General features: G+C 64.9%; 8 protein-coding genes. 6 read left to right on the top strand and 2 right to left on the bottom strand.

Annotated features, from left to right (window positions below; translation table 11 throughout):
- Positions 1-84: 84 nt before the first annotated feature.
- The 5 genes from AC04PH_RS10630 to lpdA all read left to right on the top strand — a co-directional run bounded on the left by AC04PH_RS10630 (position 85) and on the right by lpdA (position 7936).
- Positions 85-3399 carry a DUF3971 domain-containing protein gene (locus AC04PH_RS10630; protein ID WP_483065717.1) on the top strand — a complete coding sequence of 1105 codons (3315 nt, stop codon included), beginning with the start codon at positions 85-87 and terminating at the stop codon, positions 3397-3399.
- Positions 3396-4442 carry a tRNA preQ1(34) S-adenosylmethionine ribosyltransferase-isomerase QueA gene (gene queA / locus AC04PH_RS10625; protein WP_483065716.1) on the top strand — a complete coding sequence of 349 codons (1047 nt, stop codon included), beginning with the start codon at positions 3396-3398 and terminating at the stop codon, positions 4440-4442. The genes AC04PH_RS10630 and queA overlap by 4 nt, the downstream gene beginning before the upstream one ends.
- Positions 4443-4547: 105 nt before the next feature.
- On the top strand, positions 4548-5870 hold the full coding sequence (locus AC04PH_RS10620) for an MFS transporter (RefSeq protein WP_483065715.1): 1323 nt from the start codon (positions 4548-4550) through the stop codon (positions 5868-5870).
- Positions 5854-6435, top strand: coding sequence for a DUF924 family protein (locus AC04PH_RS10615; RefSeq protein WP_483065714.1), 582 nt, complete (start codon positions 5854-5856; stop codon positions 6433-6435). The genes AC04PH_RS10620 and AC04PH_RS10615 overlap by 17 nt, the downstream gene beginning before the upstream one ends.
- A gap of 106 nt (positions 6436-6541) precedes the next feature.
- Positions 6542-7936 carry a dihydrolipoyl dehydrogenase gene (gene lpdA / locus AC04PH_RS10610; RefSeq protein WP_483065713.1) on the top strand — a complete coding sequence of 465 codons (1395 nt, stop codon included), beginning with the start codon at positions 6542-6544 and terminating at the stop codon, positions 7934-7936.
- Between the two features lie 123 nt (positions 7937-8059).
- Here the strand turns inward: lpdA and AC04PH_RS10605 are convergent, their stop codons facing one another.
- Complete coding sequence (locus AC04PH_RS10605) at positions 8060-11752, bottom strand: VWA domain-containing protein (protein ID WP_483065712.1); 3693 nt, start codon at positions 11750-11752, stop codon at positions 8060-8062.
- A 134-nt stretch (positions 11753-11886) separates the two neighbouring features.
- On the bottom strand, positions 11887-12519 hold the full coding sequence (locus AC04PH_RS10600) for a hypothetical protein (RefSeq protein WP_483065711.1): 633 nt from the start codon (positions 12517-12519) through the stop codon (positions 11887-11889).
- A gap of 181 nt (positions 12520-12700) precedes the next feature.
- Between AC04PH_RS10600 and uvrA the strand changes: the two genes are divergently transcribed.
- Positions 12701-15574, top strand: coding sequence for an excinuclease ABC subunit UvrA (gene uvrA, locus AC04PH_RS10595; RefSeq protein ID WP_483065710.1), 2874 nt, complete (start codon positions 12701-12703; stop codon positions 15572-15574).
- The last annotated feature ends 4 nt before the right edge of the window (positions 15575-15578 follow it).

The raw sequence follows: 15578 nt of genomic DNA, 5'->3' as shown, positions 1-15578 counted from the left end.
TTCGCGGCAGAATGGGCTTTCTCGGTTTTGTTTTAGTCCCCGACGCGCAAAGATAAAGCCCAGCCTGCCGCAAAGACACCCCCGATGGACGCCACCCCGACCGACAGCGACACCAGCCCTGCGTCCGCGCCGGACGCGCCACCGGCGCGCCGCCGGATACCCAAGGCCCGTGTCGCCTGGCACGGGCTGCGGGTGACGGTGCTGTTGCTGGGCTTGCCGCTGCTGTTTGCGGCTGTCGGTGCCGTGATGCTGATCGACCGCGATATCGCGGCCCCCAGCTGGATCAAGTCCCGGGTGGCCGCACAGGCCACCGACGCGCTGGGGGGCGGTGCGGTCGATTTCGGTGCGATCTACATCAATGTCGGGCGTGACCTGCATCCCCGCGTGCGGCTGGTCGACACGAAAATTACCGATGCCGCGGGCGCGCAGGTCGCCCGCATCGCCCGGATCGACGCGCTGATGTCGCCGCGCGGTTTGATCTTTCAGCAAGAGGTGCTGCTGCAGGATATCGCCCTGTCCGGCGCGCGCATCGACCTGCGCCGTAACGGCGACGGAACCGTGGCGCTGTCCTTCGACGCTGGCCCCGCGGCAGAGTCGCAGCAGGCCGGGCGGCTGACCGAGCTGCTGGATCAGGCCGATCAGATGTTCGAACAGCCGGGGTTCGCGGCACTGGAGACCGTGCGCGCCGACAGTTTGATCGTGAACTTCGTCGACGCGCGCGCCGGGCGGGTCTGGACGGTCGATGGTGGACGGATCACGCTGGACCTGCGCGACGATCAGACCGCGCTGCGCGCCGATATGGCGCTGCTCGCGGGGCGGGCGGGTGTGACCACGCTGGCCTTCGACTACACCAGCCCGCGCGGCAGCCGGGCCGCGCGTCTTGGCCTAGCGATCACCGATGCAGAGGCCGCGGATATCGCCACGCAATCGCCCGCGCTCAGCTGGCTGGCGGATGTGGATGCGCCGATCTCGGCTACCCTGCGCACGACGCTGGATGCTGAGGGTGCGCTGGGTCAGTTGAGCGCGGCGCTCGATCTCGGCGCGGGCGCGCTGCAGCCCAATGCCGCGACCGCGCCCATCGGCTTCGACAGCGCCAAGATGTATCTGGTCTACGATCCCGACCGGGGGCGCCTGCGCTTTGACCAGATCGCGGTGCAGGGCGGGCAGGGGGCCTTTACCGCAACCGGTCAGGCCCTGCTGGGGGAAGAGCGTGACGGGCTGCCGCAATCGCTGGTCGGGCAGTTGCAGTTCCGCGATCTCAGCCTTGCCGCCGGTGGCGATCTGCCGGTGCTTCCCGATGACCTGACCGCGCAGATCGACCTGCGCCTGCGGCTCGATCCGTTCAGCGTGGAGGTCGGCCAGTTCCATCTGGCGGGCGACGGCCTGTCGGTGCTGGCCGACGGCGAGGCGCGGGCCGAGGAGGCAGGCTGGGCGGTTGCTGTCGACCTGCACAGCGATACGCTCGATCAGGCCGCGCTGATGCGGCTTTGGCCCGGGGGGCGCGGCGACTGGTTCCGCGCCTGGGTGGCGGACAATCTGGCCTTTGGCAGCCTGCACGACCTGCAACTGGCCTTTCGCCAGCGGCCCGGGACCGACCGGCAGATCGCGGGCCGGGTCGCCTTTGCCGACAGCCGGATCCGCTACATGCCCGACATGCCCCCGATCACCGGGGCGGAGGGTATCGCCAATTTCGAGGGCAGCCGTTTCAGCGTCATGTTCGAGACCGGGCGCGTGACCCCGCCCGATGGTGGATCGCTGGCCGTGGCGGGATCGACGATGGTGATCGCGGACACGGGCGTGCCGCGTCCGCCGGTCACGCTCGATCTGCGATTCGACGGCGGACTCACCGCCGCCATGTCGCTGATCGACCAGCCGCCGTTTCTCTATGCGGGCTGGCTGAACATCCCTGTCGATTTCGCCGCCGGGCGCGGGCGCAGCCGGGTGCGGGTCGAGATGCCGCTGGCCGGCGACGTGACGCCGGAGGAGATCACCTATGCGATCACCTCCGACATCCGCGGCTTCCGCTCCGACTGGGTGGTGACCGACCGGGTGCTGGCCGCGCCGCGCGTGACGCTGGAGATGGACAACGCTGGCATGACCGTCAGCGGGGCGGCGACATTGGACGGCGTGCCGATGGACGTGACATGGACGCAGCCCTTCGCACCCGGGTCCGCCAGCACGCTCGCAGCGGATGTGACGCTCTCGCAAACCGCCCTCGATGCCTTCGACATCGCCTTGCCGCCCGGCACCCTGCGTGGCAGCGGGCCGGGCCAGTTGAACATGACGATCAACCCATCGGGGTCGATCAGCTATCGCCTGACCTCGGCGCTGCGCGGCCTGCGCGTGGCGGTGCCCGCGCTCAGCTGGTCGAAACCGGCCGGCACACCCGGCACCCTGCGCGTGGTCGGCACGCTGGGCGACCGGATGACCGTGGACCGGCTGGTGCTGGAGGGGCTGGGGCTGGAGGCGGAGGGGCGCATCCTGCTCAACGCCGACGGCAGTCTTGACCGCGCGATCTTCGACAGGCTGCGCGTCGGCGGCTGGCTCGACGCGCCCGTCACCCTGCGCGGACGCGGCGGCGACCGGCCCTTCGGCGTCACGCTGCGCGGCGGCACGCTCGATCTGCGGCGTGCGCGTCTTGGCCCCGACGGCGGCGAAAGCGGCCCGCTTGCGGTGACGCTCGACCGGTTGCAGATTACCGAAGGCATCGCACTCACGCGCTTTGCGGGCGAATTCACCGGGGCAGGTGGGCTGGCGGGCACCTTCACGGCGCGGCTGAACGGTGACGCGCCGGTGCAGGGCACCATCGCGCCGGTCAGCGGGCGCACGGCGGTGCGGCTGCGTTCGGGCGATGGCGGCGCGGTGCTGCGCGCGGCAGGGCTGATGGACAACGGCATCGGGGGTAGCTTCGACCTTACCCTGATCCCCGCCGGCACCGACGGCGATTTCGACGGCACGCTGGCGATGCGCGGCCTGCGGGTCCGTGACGTGCCCGCGATGGCGGCCCTGCTCGACGCGATCAGCGTCGTGGGTGCGCTGCAACAGCTCGACGGGCAGGGGCTGGCGTTTGACGCGGTCGACGCGCGGTTCCGGCTGACGCCAACCCAAGTGATCCTGACGCAATCCAGCGCCGTCGGCCCGGGGCTTGGCATTTCGCTGGACGGCATCTACACGCTCGCCACCGAACAGATGGATTTTCAGGGCGTGATTTCACCGTTTTATCTGATCAACAGCATCGGCTCTGTCCTGACCCGTCAGGGCGAAGGGCTCATCGGGTTCAACTTCACGCTGACCGGCAATGCCGCGGTCCCCGCGATTTCGGTCAATCCGCTGTCGGCGCTGACGCCCGGTATGTTCCGCGAGATTTTCCGCCGCCCGGCGCCGCAGGTTTCACAATGAAGCTGTCGGACTTCGATTTCGACCTGCCCGAGGATCTGATCGCGGTGCGCCCGGCGCGGCCACGGTCCTCGGCGCGGCTGCTGCTGGCGCAGGGCGACGCGATCGCCGACAAGCATGTGTTCGATCTGCCCGACATCCTGCGCCCCGGCGACCGGCTGGTGCTGAACGACACCAAGGTGATTCCCGCCCGCCTGTCCGGCCTGCGCCACCGGACCGGTGAAGCGGGCGAGACCGCCGCGCGGATCGAGGTCACGCTCTTGGCGCCGCGCGCGGACGGCGACTGGACCGCACTGGTCAAGCCGCTGAAAAAGGTCCGCGACGGCGAGGTGATCGTGTTCTCCGACAAGCTCAGCGCCACCGTCACCGGCCGTGCGGACGGGCAGGCGGCGCTGATGTTCGACCTCTCCGGCGACGATTTCGATGCCGCTTTGGCCGAGGTCGGTGCCATGCCCCTGCCGCCTTATATCGCCGCCAAGCGCCCGGCGGACGAGGCCGACAAGGACGACTATCAAACCTATTGGGCCGCGCGCCGGGGGGCCGTCGCCGCCCCCACCGCATCGCTGCATTTCGACGGCCCGCTGCTCGACGCGCTCGCCGCGCGCGGCGTGGATTTCACCCATGTCACCCTGCACGTGGGTGCCGGCACCTTTCTTCCGGTCAAGGTCGATGACATCGCAGACCACAAGATGCACGCCGAATGGGGCGAGGTGAGCGCGCAGGCGGCCGCAGAGGTCAACGCCACGCGCGCGGCGGGCGGGCGCATCATCCCCGTGGGCACGACTGCGCTGCGTCTCATTGAAAGCGCCGCCACGGATGCGGGTCTCGCCCCCTGGACCGGCGAGACGGATATCTTCATCACCCCCGGCTTCCGGTTCCGCGTCGCCGACGGGCTGATGACCAATTTCCACCTGCCGAAATCCACGCTGATGATGCTGGTGTCGGCGCTGATGGGCACCGACCGGATCAGGGCGATCTATGCCCATGCCATCGCCGAACGTTACCGCTTCTTCTCCTACGGGGATTCGTCGCTCTTGCTGCCCTAGGGTCGGGCGGCGCGACGGCTTGCGACAAACACTGTCGTTTGTGCTCTAGACCTTGACGATCAACGGGCGTAGGAGCGCGCCAAATCAGTCGCGAAGGGCATCGCCATGATCAAGGTTTTCTCGGGCTCCTGGCCACTCTTTCTTGGCATGTTCATGCTGATGATCGGCAACGGCCTGCAAGGCACGGTGCTGGGCCTGCGCGGCGATGTCGAGGGCTTCACCACCTTCGAGATTTCGGTCGTCATGTCGGCCTATTTCGTGGGCTTTCTGGGCGGATCGCGCCTGACGCCGCATATGATCAAGGCGGTCGGCCACGTCCGCGTCTTCGCCGCACTCGGCTCCACGATTTCGGCGGTGCTGATCCTTTATCCGCTGCTCGCCGAACCCTGGGCCTGGACGCTGGGCCGGATCATCATCGGGTTCTGTTTCTGCGGCGTCTACATCACCGCCGAAAGCTGGCTGAACGACGCAGCCACAAACGAAACCCGGGGCAAGTCGTTGTCGCTCTACATGATCGTGCAGATGGCGGGCATCGTCTTTGCGCAATACATCGTCAGCCGCGGCGACGTGTCGGGCTTTGCGCTTTTCATCATCCCCTCGGTGCTGGTGTCGCTGGCCTTTGCGCCGATCCTGCTGGCGAAACGTCCGCAGCCCGAGTTCGGCACGACCAAGCCGATGTCGATTCCCGATCTGGTGCGCGCCTCGCCGCTGGCGAGTGTGGGCATGTTCCTGCTGGGCGGCGTCTTCGCCGCGCAGTTCGGGATGTCGGCGGTCTACGGCGCGCGCGTGGGCCTGACGGTGGGGCAGATTTCGCTCTTCGTCTCGGCGATCTACGTGGCTGCACTGGTGCTCCAGTATCCTATCGGCTGGCTGTCGGACCGGATCGACCGGCGTTTGCTGATCATCGGGGTGTCGATCGTGGGTGCGGTGGGCTGTCTCCTGCCCGCCCTGTTCGGCACATACACGACGATCCTGATCGGCGGTGCTTTGGTCGGCGGGACGTCGAACCCGCTCTATGCCCTGCTGATCGCCTATGCCAACGACTACCTTGAAAAGGACGATATGGCCGCCGCCTCTGGCGGGCTGTTGTTCGTCAACGGTGTCGGGGCCATCGCGGGGCCGATCTTTCTGGGCTGGGTGATGGATACCGTGGGCAGCTGGGGCTACTGGGTGTTCCTGGCGATGCTGATGCTGCTGATCGCGGCCTACGCGCTCTACCGGATGACGCAGCGGTCGCGCGCGGATGTCGAGATCGAGAACGCGCCCTATGTGCCGCTGTCGGCGGCAGGGTCGGTCTATGCGGCCGAGGTCGCGCAGGAGGTCTATCGCGATACCGAGGATTACGAACACCGCACCTACGACGCCGTGATGGAAGAGGCGCAGTCGCAGCAGGATGCAAAGGACGGGAACGATGCAGAAAACAGATGAAATCCTGACCTTCTGGCTGGAGGAGACCGGGCCTGACGGCTGGTACGCGGTCGACCCGAAACTGGATGCCGCGATCACCGACAGGTTTCACGACACCTGGGTCGAGGCGCGAGAGGGTGCCTGCGGCCTCTGGCTGACCGATGCGCGCGGCGCGCTGGCCTATATCATCCTGACCGACCAGTTCTCGCGCAATATGTTCCGGGGGCAGGGCAAGGCGTTCGCCACCGACGGCAATGCCCGTGCCGCCGCCAAGATGGCGGTGGACCGGGGCTGGGACACCAGGATCGCGGAACCCGCGCGGCAGTTCTTCTACATGCCGATGATGCACTCCGAAAACCTTGTCGATCAGGACCGCTGCGTGCGTCTGATCTGCGACCGGATGCCCGAAACCGGCGACAGCACCCTGCTGCACGCCCGCGCGCACCGGCGGGTGATCCGGCAGTTCGGGCGGTTTCCGTTCCGCAACGACGCGCTGGGTCGCAAGACCACGGCGGCGGAACAGGCGTTCATGGATGACGGGGCTTACGGCGCGGTCGTGCGTGCCCTGCAGGCAGAGGCCGGCTGACGCCAGCCTTGCGCCCCGTGCGATGCCGCTATGAGCCGAGGTCACTAGAGGTCTGCCGGAATTTGGTTTAACGTCAAACTAAATCTGAGACCGCAAGGAGACCGGCATGGCCGCGAAGAGTTTTGACCTGATCGTAATCGGTGCCGGACCGGGCGGCTATGTCGCCGCTATCCGTGGCGCGCAACTGGGCATGAAGGTCGCCATCGTCGAACGCGAACACATGGGCGGCATCTGCCTGAACTGGGGCTGCATCCCGACCAAGGCGATGCTGCGGACTTCCGAAGTGTTCCACCTGATGCACCGCGCCAAGGAATTCGGGCTGAAGGCCGACAACGTGGGCTATGACCTCGACGCCGTGGTCAAACGCTCGCGCAACGTGGCGGGGCAGTTGTCAGGCGGCATCGGCCACCTGATGAAAAAGAACAAGGTGACGGTGTTCATGGGCGAGGCAACGATCCCGGCCAAGGGCAAGGTCTCCGTCAAGACCGACAAGGGCAGCGAGGATCTTGAGGCCAAGAATATCGTGCTGGCCACCGGTGCCCGCGCGCGCGAATTGCCGGGGCTGGAGGCCGACGGCGATCTGGTCTGGACCTACAAGCACGCGCTGACACCGAAACGCATGCCCAAGAAACTGCTGGTCATCGGCTCCGGCGCCATCGGCATCGAATTCGCCAGCTTCTACAATACGCTGGGCGCCGACACGACCGTGGTGGAGGTCATGGACCGCGTGCTGCCGGTGGAGGACGAGGAGATTTCCAAGTTCGCGAAAAAGCAGTTCGAAAAGCAGGGCATGACCATCATGCAAAAGGCCATGGTCAAGCAGCTTGAGCGCGGCAAGGGCAAGGTTACGGCCCATATCGAAACAGGCGGCAAGGTCGAAAAGCACGAGTTTGACACCGTGATTTCCGCCGTGGGCATCGTCGGCAACGTCGAAAACCTCGGGCTGGAGGAACTGGGCGTGAAGATCGACCGCACCCATGTCGTCACCGACGAATACTGCCGCACCGGCGTCGACGGTCTCTATGCCATCGGCGACATCGCAGGCGCACCGTGGCTGGCGCACAAGGCGTCGCACGAGGGCGTGATGGTTGCCGAACTGATCAACGGCGGCCACCCGCACCCGGTGAAGCCCGAGAGCATCGCTGGCTGCACCTACTGCCACCCGCAGGTCGCCTCCGTCGGCTATACCGAGGCGAAGGCCAAGGAATTGGGCTATGACGTCAAGGTCGGCCGCTTCCCCTTCATCGGCAACGGCAAGGCCATCGCCTTGGGCGAACCCGAGGGTATGATCAAGACGGTCTTCGATGCCAAGACGGGCGAGCTTCTGGGCGCGCATATGGTCGGCGCGGAAGTCACCGAACTGATCCAGGGCTATGTCGTGGGTCGTCAGTTGGAAACGACGGAGGAAGACCTGATGAACACCGTCTTCCCGCATCCGACCCTTTCGGAAATGATGCACGAAAGCGTGTTGGACGCCTACGGCCGCGTCATCCATATGTAGGGTCTGGTCCCAGCATCTATGGTTAAGATACTGTTAAACAAAACATAATCCGTTTCGCCTGCGAAACATGCGACATGGAAAAAGGGCGGCCCGGTCGGGGCCGCCCTTTTGCATCTCAGGAGGTCATTCGCCGGTGATCGTGATCGGCAGTCGCCCGACGATCTTGCGGTCCTGCGCGATGACATACTGCAATTCATAGTCACCCGCCGCACGGGGCATCAGGCTCACCGGATTGCCGCTGCTGACCTGCGCGTTGTGCACGGCCCGTCCGGTCGAAAGATCGACCAGATGAATCCGGTCGCCCGTGAAATTCGGCCCGTCCCAGCCCACCGGAAGGGGTTGGCCTGCCGGTGCGGTGGCGGGGGCCACCATCTGCGCCTTGACCAGTTCCACAGTGACAGGTTGCTGGAACAGCACCCGGTCGCCCTGACCGGTGCGGTAATAGACGACATACTCGCCCGGATCGCCCGGCATGGTCAGCGTGACAGGGTTACCGTCGCGCACACGCACGTAATTGATCGACCGCGCATCGGCGGCGGTCGACACCCCGATATAGTCGTTGGGGTAATTCGGCCCGTCCCAGGCGATGCTGACCGGTTCGCCCATGCCAGCCGACTGCGGCACCGTGGCGGTGGCTGTCGCGGCGGCCAGGCTGATCGGTTGCTGGAACAACACCCGGTCGCCCTGGCCGGTGCGGTAGTAGATGAAGTAATCGCCTGCGTCCGGCGGCATCGGCAGGTTCACCGGGTTGCCGTCGCGCACGCGGACATAATTGATCGACCGCGCGTCGGGTGCGGTTGAGACGCCGATGTAATCGTTGGGATAGTTCGGCCCGTCCCATGGAATCGTCAGCGTTTCGCCAGCGGTCGCCTGCGCGGGGGCGGTCAGTTCCGCCTTGACGATAGACAGGCTGATCGGCTGGCTCGCCAGTATCCGGTCGCCTTGGCCTGTGCGGTAATAGATGAAGTAGTCGCCTGCGTCCGGTGGCATCGGTAGGTTCACCGGGTTGCCGTCACGGACACGGACATAGTTGATCGACCGGGCGTCAGGTGCTGTGCTGACCCCGATGTAGTCGTTGGGGTAGTTCGGCCCGTCCCAGGCGATCGTCAGGGTCTCGCCCGCCGCCGCCTCAGCCGGGGCCTCCAAGGTCGCGCTGACGTCTTCCAGTGTGATCGGCTGGCTCGCCAGTACCCGGTCGCCCTGGCCTGTGCGGTAATAGATGAAGTAATCACCCGCATCGGGTGGCATCGGCAGGTTGACGGGATTGCCGTCACGCACGCGGACATAGTTGATCGAGCGCGCGTCCGCGGCGGTCGAGATGCCGATGTAGTCATTTGCATAGGCCGGACCGTCCCAGCCGATGGACAGTGTTTCGCCTGCCACGGCACTATCAGGCGCGGTCAGTTGCGCGGTGATGTCGGTCACCGTGATCGGCTGCGAGGCGACGACGCTGTCGTCCTGAGCCAGCTTGTAATAGACCACATATTCACCTGCCTCGATCGGCATCGCCAGATCCAGCGGATTGCCGTCGCGGGTGCGGGTGTAGTGGATCGAGCGGCTTTGCAGGTCGGTCGACACCCCGATGTAGTCGTTGGCGTAATCCGGCCCGTCCCATCCGACCGTCACCGTCGATCCGGCGGGGGCCGTCGTTGGCAGGTCGAGCGCGCCCTGCGTTTCCGTCAGCGTGATGTCGTGGGTCGCGATGATCTTGCCGTCCTGGTTCAGCTGATAGCGGATCTGATAATCGCCCGGTTCCGTCGGCATCCGCAGTTGCAGCGGATTGCCGTCGCGCGTGCGGGTGTAGTTGATATACCGCTCGCCGGGCAGCGCGACCGAAATATAGTCGTTCTGGTAGTCGGGGCCGTCCCAGCCGACCGTCACGCTTTCCCCGACGGTCGCGGTGTCGGGTGCCGTAATGCTGCCCTTCAGATCGGTGACGGTGATCGGTTCCGACACGATGACCGTATTGCCCGCGCCCAGATAATACCGGATTTCATAGCTACCCGGTTCCGTGGGCATCAGCAGTTCCGCCGGGTTGCCCCGTTCGGTCAGGACATAGCGGCCATAGCGTTCCCCCGGTGTGCCGATGGCGATGAAATCGCGGGGGTTATCCGGCCCGTCCCACGCGACGGTGATCGTGCTGCCGATCGGCGTTTCCGGCGGGAATTGCAGACTGCCCTGCGCCTCCGTCACCTCGATGGGCTGGGTGTAGATCGTCTCGTTGTCGCGGAAGCGGTAGCGCAACTCGTATGTGCCCGGCTCGCCCGGTGCGGTGAGCGTGACGGGGTTGCCGCGCGTGGTGTAGCTGTAGCTGCTGTAGCCGCCCTCGACCGGGCCAATCTGGATATTGTCGCCCGGCGCGTCGGGGCCGGTCCAGGTCACGTCGAAATTGCTGCCGGTCTCAACGCTGGCAGGCGCGTCGAGCGTGATCTCGAAGGGCGTAACTTCGATCGGCTGGGTATAGATCGTTTCGCTGTCGCGGAACACATAGCGCAGCTCGTAGGTGCCGGGCGTGCCGGGGGCGACGAGTTCGATCGGGTTGCCGCGCTCGGTATAGGTGTAATCCGTGTAGCGCCCGCCAACGGCGGCGATCTGGATGTTGTCGAGCGGTGCATCGGGCCCCTGCCATGTGACCGCAAAGACTTCGCCGATGTGCACCGATGCGGGCGCGTCGAGCGTCACAGGCTGTTCGACGACCGTGATCGGCTGGCTGTGGATCGTCTGGCTGTCTTTCCAGACGTAGCGCAATTCGTAGTCACCGGGTGTGCCAGGGGCGACGAGCGTGACGGGGTTGCCGCGCTCGGTGTAGGTATAATCGGTATAGCGACCGTCGATTTCCGCGATCTGGATATTGTCCAGCCCGTCATCGGGGCCGGTCCAGCCGACGCTGAATGTGGAACCGATGGCGACCTCGGCGGGCGCGTCGAGCGAGGCGGTCGGCACGGGTTCAGGAAACACGAAGGTGACGGTCTGTTCGGTGGCGTCGAGCGTCACTTCCTGTGACATCTCCATCTCGTCCACCAGCCGGTAGGCATAGACCACATAGGTGTCAGCGACGATATCCGTGACGAAGGGATTGCCGGTCTCGCTTTCGAAGACCGCGTCGATGGACCAGTTCATCGGGTCCGCGACCAGCGGGCCGTTCGCGTCGCCGATCCGCGCCTCCAATGTCAGCAGGGTGATGGCGGGTTCCGGCTCCTCGACCACGGCGGTCAATGCGTCGGTCAGTTCGGCGGCGTTGTCGGCGGTCAGGAAATCGCCGCCGGTTTCAGCCGCGATACATTGCATCTGCGCCAGTGCTTCCGGGTCGGAGCCGACATCGAAGCCGATCACATGGGCGGTGAAGTCGATCCCCGCTTCCTCCAGCAGGCGCGCGGCGGCGCAGGGATCGGGGTTGCAGGTTTCGACACCGTCACTGACGAGGATCACGGTCGCGCTGTCCTCGGTATAGCGCAGCGCCTCTGCCGCGGCGATGATCGCGTCGGTCATCGGTGTCTTGCCCAGCGGCTTGATCCCGTTCACCGCATCCATGATCGCGCCGGCGGTGCCGGGGGCCGGGGCCACGACGGTTTCGATATCGGTGCAGTCGCCGCGCTGCCGGTGGCCATAGACCGTGAGGCCCAGCCCCTGATCGGCGGGGAAGGTCTGCAGCAGGTCGCCCACGACATCCTGCGCGATGGTGATTTTCGCCGTCCCGTCGATCTGCCCCCACATGGAGCCGGAACCGTCCATCACGAGGATCGTGTTGGGCCGGTCCTGTGCCACGGCAGCGGTGGCGAGGCCAAGGGTCATGCAAAGGGCAGCGAGCAGACGCATCTGGAAATCTCCGTATTTGAATGTCGCAAAGTAAACACAAGTCGGCACCGCCTGCCTAGCCCCCCAACCGCAGGGGTCAGGAAACCCTGACCTGATTGGCGACGCGACCTGATCCCGTGAAAAAAGACGTGCGGCTACTCTGTCATCACGAAGATACCGCCGATCCCGCCGCCCGCAGAGTCAGGGTCGGTAATCCCTGTGAATGTGCCGATGGCGGATTGCGTCGGTGCCTCGACGAACTCTCCAAACCCCGTCAGCAGGTAGGTCTCTCCCTGTCCGTCGAAGTCATAGATTTGCGCCCCGCTCAGCGTCAGGCTGCCGGGACCATCGCGCCCGAGATCGATGCTGAGCGGGGAATTCAGCGCGACGACCAAGGGCACTGCGTTGCCGCTGCCATCGGTAGCCACATGATTGGACAGCACCGCGTCGGGCTGGCCCGAATGGGTACCGACCGCGATTTCCAGGTCTGCAGTGACGATCTGGACAATCCCGTTGCCGTCGCTGTTGGTCAGAACAGCTTGGCCCGTCATCGCCGACAGGCTGCCCGGTGTCACCATCGTGGGGGTCGCGCCGATATTGAGTGCATTGAAATTGCGCAATGCGGTCTGTGTCTGGGCCGACCCCTGCATGAGGCCCGCGTCATTGACCTCTGCGGCGCTGAAAAGGCGGGGGCCTGTGGGCGTCATGTCCGTCCCGTCGGTGCTGCCGCCACAGGCCGCCGTGACCAGAGCCGCAGCAAGGGCGATCATCGTCTTTGAATTTATCACTTTCAGTCCTCCCAATAGGTTGGCGACGAGACAAGCAGCTTTCATTGCTTTCGGTCCATCCCCCCAAACCAGTGGGGGCGCCCGAAAAATCTTCCTTGTGTTCATTAAATGTTCTATATCCGGGCTGGCGAAATCTGCCAATGTGACTATGTGGTAGGCTTGTCGATGCTTGGGGGCGAAGATGGCGGAACTGAAACACATCGAGGTGCGCGGCGCGCGCGAGCACAACCTCAAGAACATCGACGTGGATATCCCGCGTGATCAGCTTGTGGTCATCACCGGGCTGTCGGGGTCGGGCAAGTCGTCGCTGGCGTTCGACACGATTTATGCCGAGGGGCAGCGGCGCTATGTGGAAAGCCTGTCGGCCTACGCGCGGCAGTTTCTGGATATGATGGAAAAGCCGGATGTGGATCACATCTCCGGCCTGTCGCCCGCGATTTCGATCGAGCAGAAGACCACGTCGAAGAACCCCCGGTCGACGGTCGGCACGATCACCGAAATCTACGACTATTTGCGGCTGCTCTTTGCCCGCGTCGGTACGCCGTATTCGCCCGCCACCGGTATGCCCATCGAGGCGCAGCAGGTGCAGGACATGGTCGACCGCGCCATGACGCTGGAGGAGGGAACGCGCGGCTATCTGCTGGCCCCGATCATCCGCGACCGCAAGGGCGAATACCGCAAGGAATTTCTGGAACTGCGTAAACAGGGCTTCCAACGGGTGAAGGTGGACGGCGAGTTTTATGATCTCGATGAGCCGCCGACGCTGGACAAGAAATTCCGCCACGATATCGACGTGGTCGTGGACCGGATCGTGGTGCGCGAGGGGCTGGAGACGCGGCTGGCGGATTCGTTCCGCACGGCGCTCGACCTGGCGGACGGTATCGCGATACTGGAGACGGCACCGCAAGAGGGCGACCCGGAGCGGCTGACGTTTTCGGAGAACTTCGCCTGTCCGGTGTCGGGATTTACCATCCCCGAGATCGAACCGCGCCTGTTTTCCTTCAACGCGCCCTTCGGGGCCTGCCCGAAGTGCGACGGGCTGGGGGTGGAGTTGTTCTTCGACGAAGGGCTGGTTGTTCCCGATGTGACGCTGAAAATCGCCGACGGCGCGCTGGCCCCGTGGCGCAAGGGCAAAAGCCCGTATTTCCTGCAAACCATCGAGGCGATTGCCAAGCACTATGGTTTCAACAAGAATTCGCGATGGAAAGACCTCGACCCGAAGGTGCAGGAGGTGTTCCTGCGCGGGTCCGGCAAGGAAGAGATCAAATTCCGTTATGACGAGGGCGGGCGGGTCTATCAGGTGAGCCGCCCGTTCGAGGGCGTGATCCCGAATATGGAACGCCGCTACCGCGAGACTGACAGCAACTGGATTCGCGAAGAATTCGAGCAATATCAGAACAACCGTCCCTGCGGCACATGCGGGGGCTTCCGCCTGCGGGAAGAGGCGCTGGCGGTGAAGATCGGATCGAAGGGCGACAAGCTGCTGCATGTGGGCCATGTGGTGCAGATGTCGATCAAGGAAGCGTTCGACTGGTGCAAGACCGTGCCGGAGGACCTGACCAAGCAGAAGAACGAAATCGCCGCGGCGATCCTGAAGGAAATCCGCGAACGGCTGGGGTTCCTGAACAACGTGGGCCTTGATTACCTGACGCTGTCGCGCAATTCCGGCACGCTGTCGGGCGGGGAAAGCCAGCGTATTCGTTTGGCCAGCCAGATCGGCTCTGGCCTGCAGGGGGTGCTCTATGTGCTGGACGAGCCGTCCATCGGCCTGCACCAGCGCGACAACGACCGGCTGCTGACCACGTTGAAAAACCTGCGCGATCAGGGCAATACGGTGATCGTGGTGGAACACGACGAGGAAGCGATCCGCGAGGCGGATTACGTGTTCGACATAGGCCCGGGTGCGGGTGTGCATGGCGGGCAGGTCGTGGCTAAGGGCACGCCGCAGGAGATCATGGCGAACGAGGCGTCGATCACCGGGCAATACCTTGTCGGCACCCGCGAAATCGCCGTGCCGGCCAAGCGCCGCAAGGGCAAGGGCAAGAAGCTGACCGTGGTGAAGGCCACCGGCAACAACCTGCAAAACGTGACCGCCGATTTCCCGCTGGGGCAGTTTGTCTGTGTCACGGGCGTGTCGGGCGGGGGCAAATCTACGCTGACCATCGAGACGCTGTTCAAGAACGCCTCGCAAAAGCTGAACGGCTCGCGGCAGGTGCCGGGGCCGTGTGAGACGATCAAGGGGTTCGAACACCTCGACAAGGTGATCGACATCGACCAGCGGCCCATCGGGCGCACGCCGCGTTCCAACCCCGCGACCTATACCGGCGCCTTCACGCCGATCCGCGACTGGTTCGCCGGGCTGCCGGAAAGCAAGGCGCGCGGTTACAAACCGGGGCGGTTTTCCTTCAACGTCAAGGGCGGGCGCTGCGAGGCCTGTCAGGGCGACGGTGTCATCAAGATCGAGATGCACTTCCTGCCGGATGTCTATGTCACCTGCGAAACCTGCAAGGGCGCGCGGTACAATCGCGAGACGCTTGAGATCAAGTTCAAGGGCAAGAGCATCGCCGATGTGCTTGATATGACGGTGGAAGATGCGCAGACGTTCTTTACCGCCGTCCCGTCGATCCGGGCCAAGATGGACGCATTGGTGCGCGTGGGGCTGGGTTATATCAAGGTCGGCCAGCAGGCGACAACCCTGTCGGGCGGTGAGGCGCAGCGCGTGAAACTGTCCAAGGAACTGGCGCGGGCGAGTACGGGACGCACGCTCTATATCCTCGACGAGCCCACGACCGGCCTGCATTTCGAGGACGTGCGTAAACTCCTCGAAGTGCTGCACGAACTGGTGGACCAGGGCAATTCCGTCATCGTGATCGAACACAACCTTGATGTCGTCAAAACGGCCGATCATATCATCGACATCGGCCCGGAGGGGGGCGACGGCGGTGGCCGGATCGTGGCGACGGGCACGCCCGAGGAGGTGGCCAAGATCGCCGAAAGCCACACCGGCCGTTATCTCGCGCCGATGCTGGGTATGGACAAGGTCGCGGCGGAGTAGGGTG

The organism is Yoonia sp. KMU-150 (genome assembly GCF_056858355.1).
This window is presented reverse-complemented; position numbering and strand designations above follow the sequence as displayed.